18 protein-coding genes are annotated in these 21,468 nt (G+C 65.0%); 6 read left to right on the forward strand and 12 right to left on the reverse strand.

All coding sequences use genetic code 11. From position 1 onward, the window contains the following. Positions 1-125: 125 nt before the first annotated feature. Positions 126-1,109, forward strand: coding sequence for an OmpA family protein (locus J2Z17_RS19815; RefSeq protein WP_209947457.1), 984 nt, complete (start codon positions 126-128; stop codon positions 1,107-1,109). Between the two features lie 18 nt (positions 1,110-1,127). On the opposite strand, the gene J2Z17_RS19820 is transcribed toward J2Z17_RS19815, so the two are convergent. The 3 genes from J2Z17_RS19820 to J2Z17_RS19830 all read right to left on the reverse strand — a co-directional run bounded on the left by J2Z17_RS19820 (position 1,128) and on the right by J2Z17_RS19830 (position 5,304). After that, positions 1,128-3,908, reverse strand: a complete 2,781-nt coding sequence (locus J2Z17_RS19820) for an EAL domain-containing protein (protein ID WP_342454440.1) — start codon at positions 3,906-3,908, stop codon at positions 1,128-1,130. A gap of 116 nt (positions 3,909-4,024) precedes the next feature. After that, positions 4,025-5,083 (reverse strand): FecR domain-containing protein, encoded by a 1,059-nt coding sequence (locus J2Z17_RS19825; RefSeq protein ID WP_209947461.1) that lies wholly within the window; start codon positions 5,081-5,083, stop codon positions 4,025-4,027. 41 nt (positions 5,084-5,124) lie between these two features. Then, the gene (locus tag J2Z17_RS19830) at positions 5,125-5,304 is read right to left on the reverse strand and encodes a hypothetical protein (protein WP_209947463.1); all 180 of its coding nucleotides are present in this window, start codon (positions 5,302-5,304) and stop codon (positions 5,125-5,127) included. Here J2Z17_RS19830 and J2Z17_RS19835 point away from each other — a divergent pair. After that, positions 5,297-6,478, forward strand: coding sequence for a benzoate/H(+) symporter BenE family transporter (locus tag J2Z17_RS19835; RefSeq protein WP_209947466.1), 1,182 nt, complete (start codon positions 5,297-5,299; stop codon positions 6,476-6,478). The genes J2Z17_RS19830 and J2Z17_RS19835 overlap by 8 nt on opposite strands. 28 nt (positions 6,479-6,506) lie before the next feature. Here the strand turns inward: J2Z17_RS19835 and J2Z17_RS19840 are convergent, their stop codons facing one another. From J2Z17_RS19840 to J2Z17_RS19850, 3 genes are read right to left on the reverse strand one after another with little or no spacing between them, the layout of a single operon-like run. After that, positions 6,507-7,478 (reverse strand): DNA/RNA non-specific endonuclease, encoded by a 972-nt coding sequence (locus J2Z17_RS19840; protein WP_209947468.1) that lies wholly within the window; start codon positions 7,476-7,478, stop codon positions 6,507-6,509. Between the two features lie 49 nt (positions 7,479-7,527). Next, a complete protein-coding gene (locus J2Z17_RS19845) occupies positions 7,528-8,079 on the reverse strand; it encodes a hypothetical protein (protein ID WP_209947470.1) in 552 nt (183 codons plus the stop codon). Further along, complete coding sequence (locus J2Z17_RS19850) at positions 8,076-8,411, reverse strand: hypothetical protein (protein WP_209947472.1); 336 nt, start codon at positions 8,409-8,411, stop codon at positions 8,076-8,078. Before J2Z17_RS19850 ends, J2Z17_RS19845 begins: the two co-directional genes overlap by 4 nt. Before the next feature lie 348 nt (positions 8,412-8,759). On the opposite strand from J2Z17_RS19850, the gene J2Z17_RS19855 reads away from it, so the two are divergent. Together J2Z17_RS19855 and leuA are read left to right on the forward strand one after the other, a co-directional pair. Continuing rightward, on the forward strand, positions 8,760-9,713 hold the full coding sequence (locus J2Z17_RS19855; RefSeq protein WP_209947474.1) for a hypothetical protein: 954 nt from the start codon (positions 8,760-8,762) through the stop codon (positions 9,711-9,713). A 384-nt stretch (positions 9,714-10,097) separates the two neighbouring features. Beyond that, complete coding sequence (gene leuA / locus J2Z17_RS19860) at positions 10,098-11,813, forward strand: 2-isopropylmalate synthase (RefSeq protein WP_209947476.1); 1,716 nt, start codon at positions 10,098-10,100, stop codon at positions 11,811-11,813. A gap of 117 nt (positions 11,814-11,930) precedes the next feature. On the opposite strand, the gene J2Z17_RS19865 is transcribed toward leuA, so the two are convergent. After that, positions 11,931-12,839, reverse strand: a complete 909-nt coding sequence (locus J2Z17_RS19865; protein ID WP_209947478.1) for a metallophosphoesterase family protein — start codon at positions 12,837-12,839, stop codon at positions 11,931-11,933. Between the two features lie 38 nt (positions 12,840-12,877). Between J2Z17_RS19865 and J2Z17_RS19870 the strand changes: the two genes are divergently transcribed. Then, positions 12,878-13,363: an NUDIX domain-containing protein gene (locus tag J2Z17_RS19870; protein WP_209947480.1), complete on the forward strand. Its 486-nt coding sequence runs from the start codon at positions 12,878-12,880 to the stop codon at positions 13,361-13,363. Here J2Z17_RS19870 and J2Z17_RS19875 read toward each other — a convergent pair. Next, positions 13,329-14,354, reverse strand: a complete 1,026-nt coding sequence (locus J2Z17_RS19875) for a glutathione S-transferase family protein (RefSeq protein ID WP_209947482.1) — start codon at positions 14,352-14,354, stop codon at positions 13,329-13,331. The two genes, J2Z17_RS19870 and J2Z17_RS19875, sit on opposite strands and share 35 nt — an antisense overlap. 265 nt (positions 14,355-14,619) lie before the next feature. On the opposite strand from J2Z17_RS19875, the gene J2Z17_RS19880 reads away from it, so the two are divergent. Next, a complete protein-coding gene (locus J2Z17_RS19880; protein ID WP_209947484.1) occupies positions 14,620-15,174 on the forward strand; it encodes a GNAT family N-acetyltransferase in 555 nt (184 codons plus the stop codon). A 51-nt stretch (positions 15,175-15,225) separates the two neighbouring features. Here the strand turns inward: J2Z17_RS19880 and J2Z17_RS19885 are convergent, their stop codons facing one another. From J2Z17_RS19885 to J2Z17_RS19900, 4 genes are read right to left on the reverse strand one after another with little or no spacing between them, the layout of a single operon-like run. Then, positions 15,226-15,654 carry a GNAT family N-acetyltransferase gene (locus J2Z17_RS19885; RefSeq protein WP_209947486.1) on the reverse strand — a complete coding sequence of 143 codons (429 nt, stop codon included), beginning with the start codon at positions 15,652-15,654 and terminating at the stop codon, positions 15,226-15,228. Between the two features lie 5 nt (positions 15,655-15,659). Beyond that, on the reverse strand, positions 15,660-17,732 hold the full coding sequence (locus J2Z17_RS19890; protein WP_209947489.1) for a hypothetical protein: 2,073 nt from the start codon (positions 17,730-17,732) through the stop codon (positions 15,660-15,662). Then, positions 17,729-20,548, reverse strand: coding sequence for a DUF4159 domain-containing protein (locus tag J2Z17_RS19895; RefSeq protein ID WP_209947491.1), 2,820 nt, complete (start codon positions 20,546-20,548; stop codon positions 17,729-17,731). Before J2Z17_RS19895 ends, J2Z17_RS19890 begins: the two co-directional genes overlap by 4 nt. Next, positions 20,545-21,465, reverse strand: a complete 921-nt coding sequence (locus tag J2Z17_RS19900; protein WP_209947493.1) for a DUF58 domain-containing protein — start codon at positions 21,463-21,465, stop codon at positions 20,545-20,547. Before J2Z17_RS19900 ends, J2Z17_RS19895 begins: the two co-directional genes overlap by 4 nt. Positions 21,466-21,468: the final 3 nt, after the last annotated feature.

The raw sequence follows: 21,468 nt of genomic DNA on the forward strand, positions 1-21,468 counted from the left end.
GTCACCCGGTCCTATTTACGAGCGATGGCGACGGCAGGCTTGCCACCCTGTAGCCGCATTCGGATCGGAAAAACGGCGGGCGCTGCGGCGAATACGATGCCGACCGAATGTTTGAAGGATATCAGATGCGCTCTTGCCTGACTGTCGGCCTTGTCGGCCTCGTCCTTGCCACCCTGACCATCGCGCCGGCCCTTGCCACACCGGTTCCGACCGCCGATGTCGACGGCGGCCATGACAGTCCGATCGTGTCCCGCTTCAAGGGGTCGGTGATCATCGGCTACCAGAACCAGGACTATGCCGAATTGACGCTGCCGCTCGGCCCCTATGACGAGGGCGGGTTCCAGAAGTCGCGCAAGGTCGAGGGGCGGCTCAGCCGCATTGCCTATGCCGTGCCCGCAGGCAAGTCCGCACTCGAAGTGTTTCGCAACTACGAACAGGCGCTGCAGGCGGCCGGCTTTGCCGTCGCCTATCAATGCGACCGCAACAGCTGCGGCGGGTTCGACTTCGCCTCGCAGGTCGTTGACCCGCTGCTCGACGAGATGTCGGGCGAGCGCAATGTGATGATCGACACGCTGATGGCGACCAATGGCAATGTCAGTGCGCTGACGGCCCATCTCGACCGGCCGCAGGGCGCCGTCGATCTGACGGTGCTGGTCAGCCAGGACGGGAACCGCCAGGCGGGCGTTCTGCTGCAGATTGCCGAAGGCAAGGCCATGCAGGGTGGCCAGGTGGCCGTCGATGCCAAAGCTATGAGCGAGGGTCTGGCCACGGCCGGCCATGTGGCGCTCTACGGTATCCGGTTTGCCAATGACAGCGCCGAGCTGGACCGGAGTTCCGACGAGACGCTGCAGCAGATGACGGCGCTGTTGCAGCAGCAGCCCGATCTCAAGGTCTATATCGTCGGGCACACCGACAATACCGGCGTCATCGACCACAATATGAGCCTGTCGCAGCAGCGGGCCGATGCGGTGGTCGACGTCCTCGAGAAGGCCGGCATTTCAGCTGCGCGCCTGGCGGCAAAGGGGATCGGCCCCTATGCGCCGGTTGCCAGCAATGACACGGACGACGGCCGGGCCCGCAACCGCCGCGTCGAACTGGTCAAGCAGTAGCGGGACAATCCGCGACGGTCAGGAGACGGCGGCCAGCGACCAGGTTTCGCGACCATGCAGTGACAGCAGCTGGGCTGGCCCCTGCGGCTTGCCGAAATGATAGCCCTGGCCCTGCTGGCATCCCATCTGCTGCAGCATGCGCCATTCGATCTCGCTCTCGATCCCCTCGGCGACGACCTTCAGTCCGAGGCTGTGGGCGAGCGACAGAATGGTGCGCACGATCGCTTCCGCACCCGCATCGCTTGCCATCTTGCGCACGAAGCTCTGGTCGATCTTCAGCTTGTCGAAGGGGAAGGCAGCGAGATAGCTGAGCGACGAATAACCGGTGCCGAAATCGTCGAGCGCCACGGTGATCCCGTCGGCACGAAGGGCCTTCAGGATATCGGCGAGCTTGTCGGTGTTGTGGATGAAGACCGATTCCGTGACCTCGATATGCAGCCGCCGCGCCGGCAGGCCGCTTGCGGCAAGCGCCCGGCGCACCGAACCCAGCATGTCGGCGCTGAGGAACTGATGGGCCGAGACGTTGACCGCGACGGTCAGATCGTCCGGCCAGCCGGCCGCCTCGCGGCAGGCCTCGTTCAGGATCCATTCGCCAAGCTCGGCGATAAAGCCATTGGCTTCCGCGATCGGGATGAATTCCACCGGCGGGATCATGCCGAGATCCGGCTGCACCCAGCGGATCAGCGCTTCCGCGCCGATCAGATCGCCGCTGACCAGGTCGATTTGCGGCTGGTAGACCAGGAAGAATTCGCGGCGCTCAAGGCCGGTGTGCAGGTGACGCTCGACCTCGCGGGCGCGGCTGACATGCAGGGCGGTCGCCGGGTCATAGCTTCGCCAGCCGCTGCCGGCGACCAGCTTGGCGTCTTCGAGCGCCCGTTCGGTCTCTTCCAGCCAGCGGGTCGCGTCGCCATCGGGGCCCGGGCGGGTGCGCAGGCCGACATGGACGCTCGATTGTACCTGCCGGCCGCCGAAGCTCAGCGGCTTGTCGAACAGTGCCAGCAACCGTTCGGCAAGGGCCGATTCCGGTTGATATCGTGCCGTCGGGACGGCCAAGCAGAAGACGTCGCTGCCGAGCCGGCCGACAAGCGCGGAAGGTTCTGCCGCGCGCAATTTGTCTGCCACCGCCTTTAGCAATTCGTCGCCGGCATCCCGGCCGAGCGTTGCGTTCAGCACCGAGAAGCGGTGCAGATCGAGAACCGCGATATGCACCCAGCCCTCCATCCTGTCGAGCGCTTCGGTGAAGGCATGGCGGTTGAGCAGGGCGGTCAGCGCGTCGGAATGGGCCAGCTCCTCCAGCTTGTCCTCGTAGAGCCGCCGGGCGGTATCGTCGCGCATGATCAGCGAACCGAGGAAGGCAGGGCCATGCACGCGTACCTTGTCCGGGCGGGCAATCGCCGGCGAGATGGTGATCGTGGCTTCCAGGTGGCGTGTACCGCCGTCATGCGCGATCCGCGCTGCGACCGTGCGGGAACGCGCCCTATCCGGAGAGGCGGTGTAGTCGGCGATCGTCTTGCGCACATTCTGCATCAGATCATCGGGCAGCAGTTGCGGCAGGGAGGCACCCCGACGGATCCGGCGCGGCCGCGAAAGCAGGGTTCTGACCGAGCCGCTTTCCTCGATCACATCAAGGCTTTCGTCAAAGGCGATGACGCCATCGGCACTGTCGGCGACGATCCGGTGCAGGACCCGTCGCGTATTGTAATGCTCCGCATTGGCGATCGCGACGAGCAGGTTCGACAGATCGATCTTCTCGGTCATGAACATGAACAGCCCGGCGGCCAGAAGCACCCAGAAGCTTGCGGTGTCGAGCGTAAAGGCGAGCTGGCGCTGCAGGGCGAAGGCGGCGACCTCGCCCGTGGCAAACAGCGCCAGCGCGCCGGTCACGACGATCAGCACCGATCGCCGGCGAAGGGCGAAGATGGACACGAGGATCAGCAGGACGAGCAGCAGCTGAAGCGGTTTTTGATTGAAGCCGTGCAGGGCGCGCTTCTGCAGCAGGGTCTCGGTTGCCAGGATGTGCAGGACAGGGCCGGGCAGGGTGCGATAGACCGGCACCGCGAAGATGTCCTGCAGCTCGGTCGCATAGGCGCCGATGACGATGTTGCGACCGTTCAGCTCCTTGCTGCCCACCTTTCCGTCGAGCAGATCGCCGAAGGAATAGGTCGGAACGGTGGATGGCTGGATGGAGTAGTCGATCGGCAGCGGTCCGATCGTCTGATGCGCGCCGGCGAGGAGGGCGGCTGCCGACTGCACGGGCGCGCCGTCGAGCACGTCTCCCATCACCATCTGCCGCACGCGGCCGTCGCGGTCGGGGAAGACATTGGCAAAGGCCAGCCAGGCCTTGTCTGCCAGTTGCGGGATCGGGCGGGTGATGGTGACGTCGTTTTGCGATCCGGCCGTGCGATACTGATGAAACACCGGCAGGATGACGCCGCCGGCATCGTCGAGTGCCTTTTCGAGCTTGGTGTCCTCGCCGGGCGTCGAGGGGTTGCTGAAATCGACATCGAGGAAGATGTCGCCCGCTCCGCTTGCCAGCAGCTTGTCGATCGCCTCGGCATAGATGCCCCGGGGCCACGGCCAGGTGCCGACCCGGTCGAGGCTCTGCTTGTCGATGGCAAGGTAAACCGTATCCCCGGTGGCGGGACGGGGGGCCGCCTTGAAGCGCAGGGCCCTCAGGTCATTGTCGATCTGCCGGACAAAGCCGAAATCGCTGCCGCCGACGGCGAGCACCAGCATAGCCGCCACCATGCAGAGCCTGAACAGGCCGGCCAGCCAACGGCCTCTGAGAATAGCAATCACCTGGTCCAAGGACCACCTCTGCAAATCGGTTTGCGGCGCCGTGCGGACGCCAAGTCATTCGTCATCAAATATGTCGAGGCGGCGCGCGTTAGCGGTCCGCTCAAGCCCTTGCCGGCCTAGTCGTCATCGCTATTCCCGTTTCCGTTTCCGTTTCCGTTTCCGTTCCCGTTTCCGTTTCCGTTTCCGTTTCCGTTCCCGTTTCCGTTTCCGTTTCCGTTTCCGTTTCCGTTCCCGTTTCCGTTTCCGTTTCCGTTTCCGTTCCCGTTCCCGTTTCCGTTGCCGTTCCCGTTCCCGTTTCCGTTCCCGTTCCCGTTTCCGTTTCCGTTTCCGTTCCCGTTCCCGTTCCCGTTTCCGTTTCCGTTTCCGTTGCCGTTCCCGTTTCCGTTCCCATTACCGTTTCCGTTCCCATAACCGTTGCCGTTCCCATTGCCGCGGTTGTTGGCATTTCCATTGCCGTCCCCGCGGCCGGCACTGAGACCGCCGGAATTGCCATGCGAGGATGCGGATGTAGAGGATGACGACGAGGAAGAGGACGAGGACGATGAGGCGCCGTTGAGGGACTTGGCACCCACGGCCCGAACCTGGGCGGTGCTTGGCGCCACGGATGTGATGCTCGGTGTGGTCGCGCCGGCAACCGTCATGCCCTTGACGGCATCCACCCTGGCGCGCTGGCCGGCGCGCAGGTCGGAGCGCTGGCCACTGGCAAAGGATGTGACCTCGACGATGCCGCGGTCGACGGATACGGCGGTTGTCCGGCCCTTGATGGAGACGTGGAAATGCGTGCCCTTGACGACGGCGGCGAGAAACGGTGTCTGCACCGTTGTGTGCGGATGGTCGCGGTGTTCGATTTCGAGCTCGATGCTGCCCTTCTGTTGCACGACCGTGGTCTTGCGGTCCTCGGCCGTGGTGGAAAACAGGCCGGCCAGCGTGTTCGGCTGGAAGGCGATCATCTCCACGCCACGCGTGAGCTGGACACGCCCGCGCGGACCCGTGGAGACCCAGGCCGTGTTCGGGATCACGTCGCCGCTGCGCACCGGCAGCCAGTTGGACTTGTCGATCGTATAGGCGACTTCCCGGCTGCTTCGCGCCACGTGCCAGTCCAGCTGGGATGCGAAGGCGGTGGCCGGACAGACAAACAGAAGCGCAAGAACGCAGAACCGCGCGGCAAGGGACATGGGAACTCCACAAAGTTGAAGTCCACTAAAGCAGTATCTTCTTAAATTTGAATTTCATCGATGATGAAAATTGCACCCACTATCTTTCTGGGGGTCTCGGGCCGATAGGCGCGATCCGCGCGTACCGTTTCCGCGTCATGCGCTCTTGCTTTCGGGGGCCAAGTTGGCGACTGGTGCTGGATCGCGCAGTTCAGATATTCGGTTTTTGCCTCGATGCTCAAGGATTTTTCCGCCCAGAGCCTGTTCATGGGACTGCTGACGGCTTTTGTCGGTTTTGCCAGTTCGTTTGCCGTCGTGCTGCAGGGATTGCGGGGCGTGGGGGCCACCGAGCTCGAGGCGGCGTCCGGGGTGATGGCGCTGTCTGTCGCCATGGGCGTTTGCGCCATCCTGCTCAGCCTCTGGACACGCCAGCCCGTGTCGATCGCCTGGTCGACGCCGGGGGCCGCACTGCTGGTGACGGCCGGGATGCCGCAAGGCGGCTTTGCCTATGCGGTCGGGGCCTTTGCCGTCTGCGCCGTGCTGATCGTCATTGCCGGCCTCTTCAAGCCGCTCGGCCGGGCGGTTGCGGCGATCCCGGCGCCGCTTGCCAATGCCATGCTGGCCGGCGTGATCCTCGGCCTCTGCTTCGCGCCGTTCACCGCGATTGCCAGCGATCCGCTGCTGGGCCTGCCGATTTTTGTCGCCTGGGCGATCGTCGCCGCCTTCAAGCGTCTCTATGCCGTGCCGGCGGCGCTGGCTGCCTTCGTGCTGGTCATGGTGCTCGGGGTCGATCTCTCCGGCGATCCGGCAGGTGGCGTGATCTCGGCGCTGGCGCCGCCGGTCGCCTTCGTCCTGCCGCAGTTTTCGCTGGCCGCCACGATCTCGATCGCATTGCCGCTGTTCGTCGTCACCATGGCATCGCAAAACATTCCAGGCATCGCGGTGCTGAAGGTCAACGGCTACGAGCCGAAGCCGGGACCGCTGTTTGCGGTGACGGGCGGTTTTTCGTTCCTGTCGGCGTTTTTCGGCGGCCATGCGGTCAATCTTGCGGCGATCACGGCGGCGATGTGCGCCGGTGCCGACGCGCATCCGGATCCCGCTCGGCGCTACTGGGCGGCGGTCGTGGCGGGCGCGGGCTATATCGTCTTCGGCCTTCTGGCGGGTGCAGTGACCGCTTTCGTCTCGCTGGCGCCACCGATCCTGATCGAGGCCGTCGCGGGCCTGGCGCTGATCGGTGCCTTTTCCGGCTCGGCGGTCGCCGCCTTCAAGGCGCCGGAGACCCGTGAGGCTGCTGCCGTCACCTTCCTGATCACCGCGTCCGGCATCTCGATCGGCGGCATATCGGGTGCCTTCTGGGGGCTGGTCGCCGGGGCGGCCATGCTGATGCTTCTGCGGCTGGCCCGCAAGGAGGCCTGACGCCGGCGCAGCCACATGGGCGTGCGCGCTACCAGGTCCAGAAGGGCGACGTGGCGTCTTCCAGCAGGCTCTGCTCGCGATGGGACAGGCCCGGTAAAAAGTTGAAGCCTGTGACCTCCTCGATCGCATCTATGGTGGTGCGGAATTCGGCGTCCTCATGCGCACGCTTGCACAGCGCCGCGTTGGGGAAGCGGAAGGCCATGGCGCGGCCCCGCTGCGGGTCGAAGACGATCTTGAAGAAGGCATCGGGAATGGCTGCAGAACCGGGCGGCTGATTGTCGTCGCTGCTGGTCGTTTCGCGCGCGGGCACGAGGGGCTGGACGGGATTGCGGGCCCGCTTGACGTCCTCCAGGGTGCGCAGCGGTCCCTCGAAGATCGGGCCGGTAAAGACGATCAGCCGTTTTCGCGTGGTGACGAGATCGCGCACTGCAGTCTCCAGTTCGCGCCATATGCCCTGGTTGAAGCAGCGGCCGACCTGCGGGCCGATATTGGATAGCACGAAGCTCGCATCCTGCTTGGTCTGGTCGCCGGAGAAATCCCCGGCCGGCGCCTGGTGCCCGCGATCGAAGCCGCTGCTGCGATAATCGGCAAGCGTCGCCGAATAGAGCGCCTCGTCCGGGGCGACGAAGAAGCTGTTGCTGCGTTCGGCCCCCGATTGCACCTCGTCCGGGGTGATGTCTTCCGCCACCCAGTCCGGATCGCGGGTAATGCCGTTCAGTCTAAGGGCAAAGGCCGCGGCGTGGCAGCGGTGGATGGCGGTCGGCACCGGCGGTGTCGGATTGCTGCCATTGGCAAAGACATAGGTATGGGTGTCGGCGCCGTCTGTCCCGTCGGGCGCCCCTATCGGCTCGAAGATCGCCCGGCATGCTTCCAGTTCGGACGGCAGGGTCGGCGGTTCCTCGGCCCGTGACGGCATGGCGGCGACCGACAGCGCCGCGGCCATGCCGAATGTCGGGCGCAGCAGGAGACGCAAGGCCATGGCTGCTGTTGCGGGTCCCATCTCTGGCTCCTTTGACGTTGCGAATGTGTCGCGCCGTGCGGGCCGCGTCTCAGGCTCCGGCGGGTGGGGTGGGTCTCACCGTTTCGGCGACCCCTTGCGCTTCACCGGCGGAATGAGCGGCGCTGACGGCGGACGTGGCGGCGCTCTGCGATGCCTCCCGGGCGGTGGAAGAGGCCTGGGTGGCGACGGCCGCTGCATCGCCGCCGCCCGGCGCGGGACCTGGAGACCCGAGCGGGCCCTTGTCCTTCGACGGGCCTTGGCCGTTCATCGCCTTGCCGGCTACATAGGTGCCGCCGCTGATGCCGAGAAGCACGAGCGTGCCGTTCGGCACGTCGATCAGCGTGCCTGTCTCCAGCGACAAGACGAGATAGAGGCCGGCGACGACGAAGGTGAACAGCAGGAACTGGAACCGGCTGAGGCTGGCCTTGGGTGCCGTGCCGGGCAGCGCGGTCGATTCGCTCAGAAGATGGCTGATCTCGATCGTGCCGTTCCACATGGCCCTGACAACGGTCAGGCCGGCTGCCAGGATGAGCGTGGCGACGACGACCGCGACCAGCAGAGCGATGACCTGCGGCTGGAGCAATGCGGCGATCTCCTTCATGAGATAATCCCTTTCAGTTTCATGAACTTGCCAGAGAGATAAGCGAGATTGGTTCCGCCGAGAAAGGGCAGCAGTTCTTCCGGGAAGTCCGGCATCCGGCCGGTCTCCAGCCCGATCTTCATGCCGTAGATGAAATAGCCGGCAGCCGCAGCGACCGAGGCGAAAAGCAGCGTCTGCCGCTCGAGCCCCGCCGTTTCCCCTTCATGCTGCTGCGTGATCAGCATGCCGGCTGTCGCGATGGTTCCGTCGAGCAACCTGACGACGACGACCAGCAGGAATGCGACCAGCACCACGACCAGTGCCGTGCCGATGACCGGGTGCAACTGTTCCAAGGCAGCCCCCTTTGTGACCCGCATAGATTGTCTCATCGGGCCTGATATCGGTCAATCGGGCGGGCGCCGCCGGATCGTTATCCCGGGGCTGGCGGGCGTGAAAAAAGCGCGAAAAGCGAAAACGGTCCCAGCCGCAACAAAAAAATCGGAGGCGGAAAAGGTCGTGTGAGACCTTCCAAGGCCAGCATTGACGGGCTCTAGCAGCGCTCGCTCACATAATACGGCCGTTGTTGCGCTGCCGCGAAATGCTGCATCGCCACAAATTTGACGCGAGTGCTTACTATTTATGCGGGCATATGTTTTATTTTAGCAATCTATCATTGTCCCCCGCGATCTAGGAGAAATGCATTGGCCGGCACGCACAAGGATCTCGAAGCCGCCGCCCGCAACGGCAGCCAAATCCAACGTATCCGGGCGCGTATCCCGACCTATCTGAAGGATCTGCGTGAAAATCCGGCATGGTTGCCGATGTTCGTGCTGGCCAGGACCATGCCGGGCCGGCGGCTCCACTGGCTGGCCTCGAAGCGATATGCGGGGCAGGGCGACGGCGCTCCCTCGATGTTCGGCGATGTCGACGCCCGCGCTGCGGCCGACAGCCTGCGAAAGGACGGGATCTTCACCGGTCTCGACTTGCCGGCCGGGATCCATGAGGGCATTTCGGCCTTTGCCGCCTGCACGCCGTGTTTCGGCAATTTCGACCGCCGGCTGGAATTTCTGCCGGGCGAGCATGACGCCGCCGAAAAGCGGTTCGACCGGGCGATCCTCAGCGGACACTATTTCGATCGCAGCATCGAATGCCCGCAGGTGCTGAGCGTTCAGCGGGACCCGCGGCTCGGCGAGATCGCCGCGCATTACCTCGGCGCCCAGGCGAGGCTGATCACCACCCGGGTCTGGTGGAGCTTTCCGACCGCAGCCGCCAGCGAGAAGGACATGAGCCAGGCGTCGTTCAAGTATCACTTCGACCTGGATGACTGGCGGATGCTGAAATTCTTCTTCTACATCCTGCCGGCCGACGAGGGCACCGGCCCGCATGTCTTCGTGCGCGGCAGCCACAAGCGCCGGGCGCTGCGCCACCAGTTGACGCTGATGGTCGGTCATCCGGCAGACGAGGTGCTCGGCGTCTACGGCCAGGACAGCGAGATCAAGATCACCGGCCCGGCCGGCACCGGCTTCGTAGAGGACCCCTTCGGCTTTCACATGGGCACGGTGCCGACCCAGCGCCCGCGCCTGATGATGGAGGTCGGCTTCGGGGTATCGCCACCCTCCAAACGCCGCTTCCACGGCGAGCCGGTCGTGCGCTGACCGTCCGACTGCGGTCTGCAGTAAGAGGCGGAGACTGCCCGCCGTTCTGCGCTGTTCATATTTGGCTTGCCTGATGCGGCGACTGCGGGTATCAGTTTTCCCATGACGATCTCGGGCAAGAACATTGCGATCTCATTCGACGCGGGCCGCTTCACGGCCGGCGCGTCGAGCTCTGCCCTAAACTCGCTTCTCCTTCTCGGCCTTATCCGCGGTTGCCGGGTCCTTTGAGGAGCGCCCGGCGGCCGAATGGCCATGCCGGCTCAGCTCCTCGTCCATCACGAACATTCAAGACCTGATTTTACCCGAAGGGGTAAGCATTTTCCGTCGCCTTAACAGGCGCGTTGCGCTAGATCCGCGACGGGAATGCGGAAGAGGAAGAAGACGATGATTTTGAAGACCCACGCCGTCAAGGACGGCATGCCGGAAGCGGCGGTGAAGTACCGGCCCTATCCGCAGGTGAACATTCCCGACCGCACCTGGCCGACCAAGACGATCGACAAGGCGCCGATCTGGTGTTCGGTGGATCTGCGCGACGGCAACCAGTCGCTGGTCAACCCGATGGGCCATGATCGCAAGGCGCGGATGTTCAATCTGCTGCTCGACATGGGCTTCAAGGAAATCGAGATCGGTTTCCCCTCGGCCTCGCAGACGGATTTCGACTTTGCCCGCTGGTGCGTCGAGGACAGCAAGGTGTCCGACGACGTGTCGCTGCAGGTGCTGGTCCAGTGCCGGCCGGAGCTGATCACCCGCACCTTCGAGGCGCTGGAAGGGGCCAAGCAGCCGATCATCCACTTCTACAATTCCACCAGCGAGCTGCAGCGTCGCGTGGTGTTCGGCAAGGATGTTGCCGGCATCAAGCAGATCGCGGTCGATGCAGCCAAGATGATCATGGACATGGCCGCCAAGGCCGGCGGCGACTATCGCTTCGAATATTCCCCGGAAAGCTTTACCGGCACGGAACTCGAAGTGGCCCTGGAGATCTGCAATGCCGTCGTCGCCGAGGTCAAGCCGACCGCCGACAACAAGCTGATCCTCAATTTGCCCTCCACGGTCGAAATGGCGACGCCGAATGTCTATGCCGACCAGATCGAGTGGATGTGCCGCAATATCGACAACCGGGAGAACGTCATCGTCTCCCTGCATCCGCACAACGACCGGGGTACCGGCATCGCGGCGACGGAACTCGGCCTGCTGGCCGGCGCCGACCGGGTGGAGGGCACGCTGTTCGGCAATGGCGAGCGCACCGGCAATGTCGATGTGGTGACGCTGGCGCTCAACATGTTCACCCAAGGGGTCGATCCGCAGCTCGACTGCTCCGACATCGAGCGGATCAAGGACGTCTACGAATATTCCAACGAGATGGTCATCCCGGAACGCCACCCCTATGTCGGCGAGCTGGTCTACACCGCCTTTTCCGGGTCGCACCAGGATGCGATCAACAAGGGGATGAAGGCGATCAAGGTTGCCAACCACCCGGTCTGGGAAGTGCCCTATCTGCCGATCGATCCGCAGGATGTCGGGCGCACCTACGAGGCGATCATCCGGATCAACTCGCAGTCCGGCAAGGGCGGCATCGCCTATATCCTCAACCAGGACTACGGGCTGAACCTGCCGCGCGGCATGCAGGTCGAGTTCCGCGAGGACATCCAGAAGATCACCGACGAGGAAGGCAAGGAGCTTGCCTCCAGGCGGATCTATGAGCGCTTCATGGAGCGTTATGTCGAGCAGCCGGAAGGGCGGCTGAAGTTCATCGACCACCACACCTATCCGGTCGGCACCGACCGCAAGGGGGTAAGGGTGGTCGCCGCCGAGATCACCGACAAGGGCGAGACGAAGCGGATCGAGGGGCAGGGTACCGGCCCGATCGACGGCTTCATCAACGCGCTGTCGAGCTATCTCGGCATCGAGATCTCGGTCGCCGACTATTCCGAGCATTCGTTGCAGCACGGCTCCAATGCCTCGGCCATCGCCTATGTCGAGATGGAATATCCGGGCGGCAAGCTGTTCGGCGCCGGCGTCAACACCAATATCGTGGCCGCCTCGCTGGAGGCGGTGGTGTCGGCTGCCAACCGCGTGCTCGAGGAGCGCGCCAAGGCCTGACGGCAAGCCGGGTCGGACCCCAATGAATAAAGCCCCGGCAGCCTTGGCGTCCGGGGCTTTTCTTGTTGATGAACAGAGCCTTGGCCGGAAGTCTTCGCCATCGCCTCCAGGGCGCGGCTAGACGCGAAGCCGCTCCTTGTGGACGGTCTGAAATGCATCCGCCTCGTCATCGAGCCGGCGGCGTTCCCAGTCGAGCGTCCAGTTGCCGGGGCCGCCTTCGATCTCGAAAAGGTTGACGCTGGTCGCCGGTTTTTCGCCGCCGGGGCCCTGGCTTGCCGAGGCGATGCCGATCACCGGCACTTCGCGACCCTTGCTGGGCAGCGTGTAACGGCTGTTGAGATGGGTATGGCCGTGCAGCACGAGCTCGGCGCCACCGACGGAAATCGCCGCGCGAAAGCGGCGAAGCCCGACCATCCGCTTGTAGGCAGGGGCAGCCCCCCGGATCGGCGGATGGTGGATCATGACGACGCGAAAGAGGCCCTCGGAGCCGGCCTGGGCCAGCAATTGCGCCGTTTCGCGCGCCTGCCGGCTGCCGAAATAGCCCATGGCGGAAAACGGCGGCGTGGCGATCGAGGTGGAACAGCCGATGATCGCGATCGGCCCGCGCCGGCGGATATAGGGAAAGAGCTTGTGGTCCTTTTCCCACGCGTCCGGGTCGTCATCGCCGCGCACATAAGGATACCAGGCGTGGATCGCCTTGTCGTGCGCACCCGGCACATAGGCATCGTGATTGCCTGGCACGACCGAGAGATGCTGGGCATCGCCCGCCTGCCGCAACCAGTCCGCGACCATGCGGATCTCGATGCCGGTGGCCAGATTGACCATGTCGCCGGTGATCGCCAGGTGATCGGGTGACCATCGTCCGGTTTCTGCCATAACAAGGTCAAGAGCGTTTGCAAACATATGCTTGCGGCGGTTCCGCTGCCAGTTGATATAGCCGATAATTCGCTTTGAGAAGAGTTCGCGCCACGTTATTGCGGGAAGGGGACCGAGATGGACGTCCGAGATATGTGCGAGTTTATACATGAAGACATCCATAGCGGCACTGGCGTGAAGGAACAATGATGACGCAACGCAATGCGCCGATGGAAGGTTCATATCGCCGGCTATTGATGTGGTTGATGCACCGCTATTTCGCCTTCAGCCGGGGCATGACGCTGGGTGTCAGGGCCGCCTGCTACAACGACAAGGGCGAGATCTTTCTCGTCCGTCACTCCTATCTGCCGGGCTGGTACATGCCGGGCGGCGGGGTGGAACGCGGGGAAACGCTTCCCAATGCGCTGGAAAAGGAAATCCGCGAGGAAGGCAATCTGGTGCTGACGGCACCTGCCGAACTCGTCCATGTCTATCTGAACACGAAGGCCAGTCCCCGGGACCACGTGGTGTTCTACAAGGCGAAGGTCAAGCAGACCGCGCCGCGCCCGCGCGACTGGGAGATCGTCGAGTGCGGCTTCTTCGATCCCGAAAACCTGCCGGACGGCACATCCGCATCGACGCGCCGCCGGCTGGAAGAGCTCAGCGGATTGCTTCCGCACGACGATTTCTGGTGACTTCCACCGCCTCGTGCAGGCGGTCGCGACCATGTGGGCGGTCGAAGTCGAGCATCGGTCCGACGGGCACGATGCCGGATGGATTGATCGTCTTGTGGCTGCGGTAATAGTGGTGCTTGATGTGCTCCATATTCACCGTGTCGGCCACGCCGGACCACTGGTAGAGATCGCGCAGATAGGCCGAGAGATTGGGGTAGTCGGCGATCCGGCGGATATTGCACTTGAAATGTCCGACATAGACGGCGTCGAAGCGCACCAGCGTGGTGAACAGCCGCCAGTCGGCCTCGGTCAGCCGGTCGCCGGCCAGGAAGCGGTGGGCGGTGAGGCGTTGCTCCAGCCAGTCGAGACTGTCAAACAGCGGTGAGATCGCGCTCTCATAGGCCGACTGGGTCGTGGCGAACCCGGCCTTGTAGACGCCGTTGTTGACGGTGTCGTAGATCCGCGCGTTCAATGCGTCGATCTCGCCGTGCAGATCGGCCGGATAGTAATCGTCCCTCGAACCCGTCAGCTCATCGAAGGCCGAATTGAACATGCGGATGATCTCGGCGGATTCGTTGGAGACGATGGTGTTTTCCCGCTTGTCCCAGAGGACCGGCACCGTGACGCGGCCGCTATAGTCGGGCTTGGCCTTCACGTAGATCTGCCAGAGGGCATCGGCGCCGAACAGCGGATCGGCGGTGGCGCCGTCGGCTTCCTTGAATTCCCAGCCGTTTTCCAGCATCAGCGGATGCACCACCGAAACGGTGACATGCGGCTCCAGTTTCTTCAGCTTGCGGAAGATCAGCGTGCGATGCGCCCAAGGGCAGGCGAGCGACACATAGAGGTGATAGCGGCCGCTTTCGGCCTTGAAGCCGCCCTGGCCCGAGGGGCCGGGGGCACCATCTGCCGTCACCCAGTTGCGGAAGGCCGAGGCGTCGCGCTTGAAGTGCCCCTTGTTGGCCCCGGTGTCGTACCAGACATCGTGCCAGACGCCGTTTTCGAGCATGCCCATCGGCCATCTCCCTGTTTGATCGTTTCTCCATCCAGAAAATATGGTCTTTGACCGGGAATGCGAGCCGGTAAAACCTGAACAGTGCGTTTTCCGTTGGACGGGCTTTTGAAATGCTGTTATCCACGATGTCACTTTCGGTAAGGAACCACCGCTGCAATGACCGACTTCAGGACCCCGCGACGACGTTGAAGCTTCTCCGGCACGGCCCCTCGGCCGCGACCGTCCCAGCCCCATGTCTTCCGTTCCGTTAGTCCAGGTCCCTTTCATGCACGCTCACGAGTTCGTCTACCTCACCGAGGATGCTTCCCACGACGCCATCATCGATATCATCAACGAAGAAGCGTTCGGTCCCGGTCGCTTTGCCAGAGCGGCTGCGCGCATCCGCGAGCAGGGTCCGCATGACCGGTCGCTCTCCTTCGTCTGTGCCGACCGCGGCGAGACGATCGCCTCGGTGCGGATGACGCCGGTCATGGCGGGGGAGGTCAAGGGCCATCTTCTCGGTCCGCTCGCCGTCCGCCCGACCCACAAGAACTTGGGCATCGGCCGTGAACTCGTCCGCATCGCGATCGCGGCTGCGGTGCGGCGGGGCTCCGAAGGCGTGATCCTGGTCGGCGATCCGCCCTATTACATGCCGCTCGGGTTCGAGAAGGTGGCCTGGAACGCGCTGGTGTTTCCGGGACCTGTCGATCCGGGCCGGGTGCTGATCGTGCCGAATGGCGACAATGTCCATGCGCGCCTGAAGGGGTCGATCGTTTGGCGGTCGGACGAGGTTGCGCGGCAGGGCGAGCGCGGGGCCGCTCTGGCCGAGGCTGCGGAGTGACGGATAGCACGGGGGATCGGACCGGCGTCTCGGCTCCCGCTCGATCATTCGTCAGGGTTGCGCATACCGCTTGATCAGCCAGGTGAGGTCGAAGTCTCCGGTAAAGCCGTCTATCCGGCCGAACACCGAAAAGCCCTGGGCCTCGTAGGCCCGCCTTGCGACCGGATTGATCGTGTCGATGACTGCGCCGCGGCATCCGCGACGCCTCGCCTCGTCTTCGGCCGTTTGCAGCAGTCTGCCTGCCATGCCCTGGCCGCGCAGGCGCTCTGGCACATAGACCATCTCGATCGACAGCCAGCCGCGACCGGTATAGCCGATCAGACCTCCATCGATTTCGCCGGCATCATTGCGCAGCGGAATGAACAGCTCGCGGCGGTCGGTCGGGCCAAGCAATGCATTGTTGTAGGCTTTCAGCCGATCGAGAATGTCTGCACGGGCCGCCTCCGGGACGTGATCGGTGAAGGCGAGATCCTCGCTCATCGCGGTCATCGTCCCTCGCGCCACCACATGCTCGACATCGCCAGCAGGATCAGCGCCAGACCGGCAAAACCGGCAAACAGCGGCATGGTGTCGACGCCCTTGAGGATCGTCTCGTCGGTCATCCGCACCGTCAGGCGATTGTTATCGGCGACGCGGACCGGACCGTTGACCGGCAGGATGGCCGGCATGCGGGCACTGCCCTTGCCGCCGTCGAGCCGCGTGGTGATGCCATGTGTGGCCTCGCTCAGCGGCGACAGCGTATCGGTGGTCGAGATCATCGCCTTGAACTCCGGCGCATCGACGGCACCGACATGGACGAGGGCGGAGAAGTCGCCATTGGTGACGGTGAAGAGACCGGTCTCTTCCATCTGCTTTTCCGCGCGCCACAGGCCGGGGGCGGCCCTGGTCAGCGCCAGCTGCTCTTCGCGGCCGGAGGGATAATGCACGGTGGCCGGGCCGGGATCGTCGCCGATCGTCTGACGGGTGACGATCAGGTTGCGGCCGGTGGCGCGCGCCGTCAGTGCCTCTTCCTCCAGCTCGGGTTCCTTCATCAGCCAGTGGGCGATGCGGCGATAGAGCGAGACATGCGGGCCGCCGCCTTCGTAGCCGCGGGCCCAGAGCCAGCCCTGGTCGGAGAGCAGCATGGCGACGCGGCCCTTTTCGGCGCGGTTCAGCACCAGCAACGGGCGATTGTCGGCCCCGGTCATCACCGTCTCGCCGTCGGTCTGGCCGACATCGATGGTGCGGAACCAGCGCCCCCATTTCGGCGGCTCGGCGGCAGAGCCGTCAAGACCGCGGGTCACCGGGTGGCGCTTGCCGATATCCGAGAGCCGCGGATAGAACCCGGCCTGGTCGATGTCGCCGGTCGGGGAGGCCGGCAGGACAGAATTCAACGGCGTCGCGGCAATCGAGTCCGGACCGGAAAATTCTGGCCCGGCGGCGATCAGCAGCGCTCCGCCATTCTTCACGTAATCGGCGATGTAGTCGTAATAGAGGATCGGCAGCACGCCGCGATGCTGGTAGCGGTCGAAGATGATCAGGTCGAAGTCGTGGATCTTGTCGATGAACAGCTCGCGCGTCGGAAAGGCGATCAGCGACAGTTCGTTGATCGGCGTGCCGTCCTGCTTTTCCGGCGGCCGCAGAATGGTGAAATGCACCAGATCGACCGAGGCGTCGGATTTCAGCAGGTTGCGCCAGGCGCGCTCACCGGCATGCGGTTCGCCGGAGACCAGCAGCACGCGCAGGTTTTGACGGATGCCGTCGATCAGCTGGATGGCGCGGTTGTTGGCATCGGTCACTTCGCCCGGCAGGCCGGCGACGGAGAATTCGAGGACGTTGGAGCCGGCGCGCGGCACCTTGAAGGTAAAGGGGGTCGGCTGGCCCGGTACCGCCGTGACGTCGCCGAGCACCTCGCCATTCATGCTGATCGTCACATCGGCGGGCGAGGGCGCGGCAACCCCGTCGTCGAAGACCCGGAAGGTCAGTTCCTGATCCTCGCCGACAATGCCGAAGCGCGGGGCACGGACGATCTCGATCCGGCGATCGGTCTCGTCGGCGCGGCCGGTGATCAGGCCGTGCAGTGGCGCATCGAAGCCGAGCGCCTGGGCATTGGCCGGCAGATCGTGGATCTGTCCGTCGGTCACCATCACCGCGGCGCCGATGCGGGCGGGCGGCACGTCGGCGATCGCCGCCTTCAACGCCTCGAACAGGCGCGTGGACGGGCTGTCGGAGCTCTCCGGCGTCTTCACCTCGACATAGCGCGGCTCGATATCGGGAAAGCGGGCAAAGCGGGTCTTCAGTTCGGCCAGCGCCTCGTCGGTCATCGCCTTTCGCTCGGGCGTATCCTGGCTGGCGCTGCGGTCGACAATGACAGGCACGACGGTCGACAGCGGATCGCGGTTTTCCTGCATCAGCTGCGGGTTGGCCAGTGCCAGCAGCAGGGCGGCGAAGGCGGTCAGCCTCAGCCAGCTGCCGCGCACCGCACGCACGATGCCGAGCATGCCGAGCAGCACGGCGCCGACAGCCAGTACGCCGAGAACCCAGAGCGGCAGGAAGGGATCGAAAGCGATGCTGGTCATTGGCCGAGCCTTTCCAGCAGGGCCGGGACATGCACCTGGTCCGCCTTGTAGTTGCCCGTCAGCATATACATCATGATATTGACGCCGGCACGGTAGGAGAGTTCTCGCTGGCGCTCATCCGGCGGCACGGTCGGCATCAGCGGCTGGCCGTTGGCGTCGATCGCCCAGGCGCCCAGCAGGTCGTTGCCGGTGATCATGATCGGAGACACGCCGTCGGCCGACGATGTCACGCCGCCGCTGGCGGACTTCGCCTCCTGCCGCGCCTCGACCCAGAGCGGGCTGCCGGAATAGCGACCGGGAAAGCTCGACAGCAGATAGAAGGCGCGGGTCAGAACGTGATCGGAGGGCACCGGCTCCAGCGGGGGAATGTCGATGCTGGCAAGGATCGCCTGCAGGCGCTGGCCGTTCGGCGTCGGTCCGCCGTCATTGCCAAGGCTGGACAGCTGGTCGCGTGTGTCGAACAGCACGGTGCCGCCGGCGCGCATATAGGCGTCGATGCGGCTGACGGTTGCCGCTGACGGCATCGGCGCACTGGCCGAAACCGGCCAGAACAGGATCGGATAGAAGGACAGCTCATCCTTGGAGATGTCGACGCCGACCGGCTCTCCGGGTTCCAGCGTGGTGCGATAGGTGAGAAACTCGGTCAGCCCTTCAAGCCCTTCGCGCGACAGCGTGTCGACGTCGTCCTCGCCGGTGATGACATAGGCAAGATGGGTATTGTCGAGCCGCTCGAGCACCTGGGCGTCGCCGGGCTTGCTATCGTCGGCGCGGGCAGGCGGCGCCGGTGACAGGGCGAAGATCGCGGCGATGGCCATACCACCGGCCGTCGCGGCGGCGCGACGCGGAATGCGCGCAAAGGCGCCGTTCATGAACAGTACGATCAGTGCATCGAGGAAGAGCAGGGCGAGCGCGAGCGCCAGCAGCGTCGGCTTCAGTGGGGTTGCCTGCGCACCGATCAGCGGCTCGCGGCTGATGCCGGAGACACCGGCAAGATCGAGCGGCTTCAACTCGGCCCGATCGGGCAACAGGTTGAGCGCGGTAAAGCCGTCCTCGCTGCCATAGAGGCCCGGCGGATTGTCGAAGCTCGCTGCCAGCGGCTTGGCCGGGCCGAGGTCGAGCGGGCGAGCGCTCCCGGCGTCGGCGGTGAGGGCACCGTCGGCTGTCAGCAGTCGCCAGGGTGCGACGCTCGTTGCCGCCTGCGGATCGGCGCTGTCGCCGGCCGCTGCCGTTGCCGGCGAGAGCTGTACGAGGCGGCGCAGCATTTCGACGAAGTCGCCGGAGATCGGCAGGTTGGACCATGTGGCCTCGGCGGTCACGTGAAAGAGCACGATACGACCCCGGCCGATGGCGCGGGCGGTCACCAGCGGCGTGCCGTCGGCAAGGCTCGCCCAGGTGCGCTCGGCAAGATCCGGCGTCGGTTCGGCCAGAACCTGGCGCTTGACGCTGACATCGGTCGGGCGCGGCATGCCGGCAAAGGGTCCGTTGGCGGGAAAATCGGCAAGCGGTTGCGGCTCGGCCCAGGATAGCGCGCCGCCGAGCGCGCGCTCGCCCTGGCGCAGGGTCACCGGCACCAGCGGATCGCCGGTCGGCGTCGCTGCCAGCCGCGGTCCGGCAAAGCGGATCAGCGTGCCGCCGCGGCCGATCCAGCGCTGCAGCGGATCATAGACATCGGGCGGCAGTCGGCCGATATCGGCCATGACGATGGCGGACGGGTTCTGCGTCAGCAGTTCCGGGATCGAGACGGCGAGGTCCGATTCCTTCGGCTTGATCAGATCGGCATAGGGATCGAGTGCGCGGTCGATGTAGTAGAGCGGCGACAGCAGCGGCTGGAATTCGTCGTTGCTGTCGCCTGCGAGCAGTGCCACGCGGCGGCGGCGGAAGCCGTCGTCGAGCAGATGCACGGAGCCGGCCGTCGCAAGCCCGGCCACCGAGACGCGGGCAAAATCGTTGCGGAGCTCGAAGGGGGCTGCGATCTCGCCGCGCGCGGTGGCCGCACCCGCCGGGAATGTGATCGTCCCGGAGGCGATGGCGCGGCCCTGGGCATCCTGTGCATTGACGGTGATGGTCCGTGCGTCTGCGGTCGTCAGGCGACTGGCGGTGACAGCGAGGGCATCGGCACCATTGCTGGCACTGGTCAGCGCAATGGCGGCATTGCCATCGCCTTCGATTATCCGGAACTGGCGCGGCGACAGCGCTTGTAGCGCGGAAATCGTCTCGTCTGGATCATCCCCTTGGCGGGCCATGCCGTCGGTGAGGAAGGCGAGCGTTCCGGGGCGGGTGCCGTCGAGCGCCTCCTTCAGCGCCTGGATGGCGTCCGGCCGGTTGGCGCCGAGCGGCCGGGGGCCGGTGGCGACCAGCTTCTTTTCGGCCGCTGCGGCAACACTTGGCGTGGCGTCCTGCCGGTCTTCGGCGGTAAAGACGATCGAGACGGGCACATCGGCGCCGTCGGCTTCGGCAATCAACGCCTCTGCCGTCTGGCGGCGGCGCTCCCAGTCGCCGGCCGAGGCCCAGCTGTTGTCGATCACCAGCACCAGCGGGCCGTCGCCGGACACCGAATTGCTGCGCGGGTCCAGCACCGGATCGGCGAGGGCGACGATTACCAGCGCGGCCATCAGGATGCGCAGCAGCGTCAGCCACCACGGGCTCTTGGCCGGTGTCTCCTCGCGCTTCAGGATGGTGGCGAGGATCTTCAGCGGCGGAAACACCTCCTGGCGCGGCCGCGGCGGGGTCAGTTTCAGCAGCCACCAGATTAGCGGCAGGGCGGCAAGGGCGACCAGAACGAAGGGTGTCGTGAAGGCAAGCGACAGGAAACTCACGAGCGGGCACTCCTGTCGCTGAGCGGGGGCGTGCCGGAGAGATACATGTGGATGGCGACCAGCGCCTGCGAGGCGAGCTGGTCGGTGCGATGGGTGACGAAGCTCCAGCCGAGCCGGCGCATGCCTTCCCCGAGCCGGTCCCGGCGGGCGGTATAGGCCAGGCGGTAGTCGTCGCGCAGGGTCTCTGCCCGCCCGGATGTCAGCTTTTCGCCGGTTTCCGGGTCGGAAAATTCGGTCCGCCCGGCATAGGGGAAGTCTTCCTCGGCAGGGTCGGCGATCTCGATGACATGGCCGCGCTGGCCGCGTTTTGCCAGAGGCGCGATCTGGCTCAGAATGGCGTCGGCATCGTCGAGAAAATCGCCGATCAGCACGAGGTCGCTTGCGCCGCGCACCATGGCTGTATCGGGCATGCCGGTGATCGCCGGCGCATGAATGAGCGCTGCGGCCAGCCGTTCGGCGGCATTGCGCGCCGCAACCGGCTCCATCACGCCGGGGCAGCCGATCCGCTCCCCGGACCGGGCAAGGATTTCGGCCAGCGCCAGCATGATGACCAGCGCGCGACCTTCCTTCGACACATGGCCGAGCGTCGACTTGAACATCATCGAGGGCGACAGGTCGGCCCAGAGCCAGACGGTATGGGCGGCCTCCCATTCGCGGTCGCGGATGTAGAGATGATCATCGCGGGCCGAGCGCCGCCAGTCGATGCGCGACAGGCTCTCGCCGTCGGAATAGGGGCGAAACTGCCAGAAATTCTCGCCGATGCCGCGCTTGCGGCGGCCATGCCAGCCGGCAATCACCGTATTGGCGATCCGCTTGGCCTCGACCATGCAGTCGGGCACCAGAGTCGCGCGCTGACGGGCGCGGCCGAGCGCATCCGCTGCCGGGGTCTGCTCGACGATCTGGCCGATCGATGCCATCAG

It is taken from the genome of Heterorhizobium halophytocola (assembly GCF_017873095.1).
GTDB lineage: Bacteria > Pseudomonadota > Alphaproteobacteria > Rhizobiales > Rhizobiaceae > Allorhizobium > Allorhizobium halophytocola.

Coding starts and splice junctions, on each gene's coding strand:
- J2Z17_RS19900 (WP_209947493.1), bottom strand. CDS start 21,465: ATGGCATCGATCGGCCAGATCGTCGAGCAGACCCCGGCAGCGGATGCG.
- leuA (WP_209947476.1), top strand. CDS start 10,098: ATGATTTTGAAGACCCACGCCGTCAAGGACGGCATGCCGGAAGCGGCG.
- J2Z17_RS19890 (WP_209947489.1), bottom strand. CDS start 17,732: ATGACCAGCATCGCTTTCGATCCCTTCCTGCCGCTCTGGGTTCTCGGC.
- J2Z17_RS19870 (WP_209947480.1), top strand. CDS start 12,878: ATGACGCAACGCAATGCGCCGATGGAAGGTTCATATCGCCGGCTATTG.
- J2Z17_RS19880 (WP_209947484.1), top strand. CDS start 14,620: ATGCACGCTCACGAGTTCGTCTACCTCACCGAGGATGCTTCCCACGAC.
- J2Z17_RS19835 (WP_209947466.1), top strand. CDS start 5,297: ATGCTCAAGGATTTTTCCGCCCAGAGCCTGTTCATGGGACTGCTGACG.
- J2Z17_RS19845 (WP_209947470.1), bottom strand. CDS start 8,079: ATGAAGGAGATCGCCGCATTGCTCCAGCCGCAGGTCATCGCTCTGCTG.
- J2Z17_RS19875 (WP_209947482.1), bottom strand. CDS start 14,354: ATGGGCATGCTCGAAAACGGCGTCTGGCACGATGTCTGGTACGACACC.
- J2Z17_RS19885 (WP_209947486.1), bottom strand. CDS start 15,654: ATGAGCGAGGATCTCGCCTTCACCGATCACGTCCCGGAGGCGGCCCGT.
- J2Z17_RS19815 (WP_209947457.1), top strand. CDS start 126: ATGCGCTCTTGCCTGACTGTCGGCCTTGTCGGCCTCGTCCTTGCCACC.
- J2Z17_RS19825 (WP_209947461.1), bottom strand. CDS start 5,083: ATGTCCCTTGCCGCGCGGTTCTGCGTTCTTGCGCTTCTGTTTGTCTGT.
- J2Z17_RS19840 (WP_209947468.1), bottom strand. CDS start 7,478: ATGGGACCCGCAACAGCAGCCATGGCCTTGCGTCTCCTGCTGCGCCCG.
- J2Z17_RS19865 (WP_209947478.1), bottom strand. CDS start 12,839: ATGTATAAACTCGCACATATCTCGGACGTCCATCTCGGTCCCCTTCCC.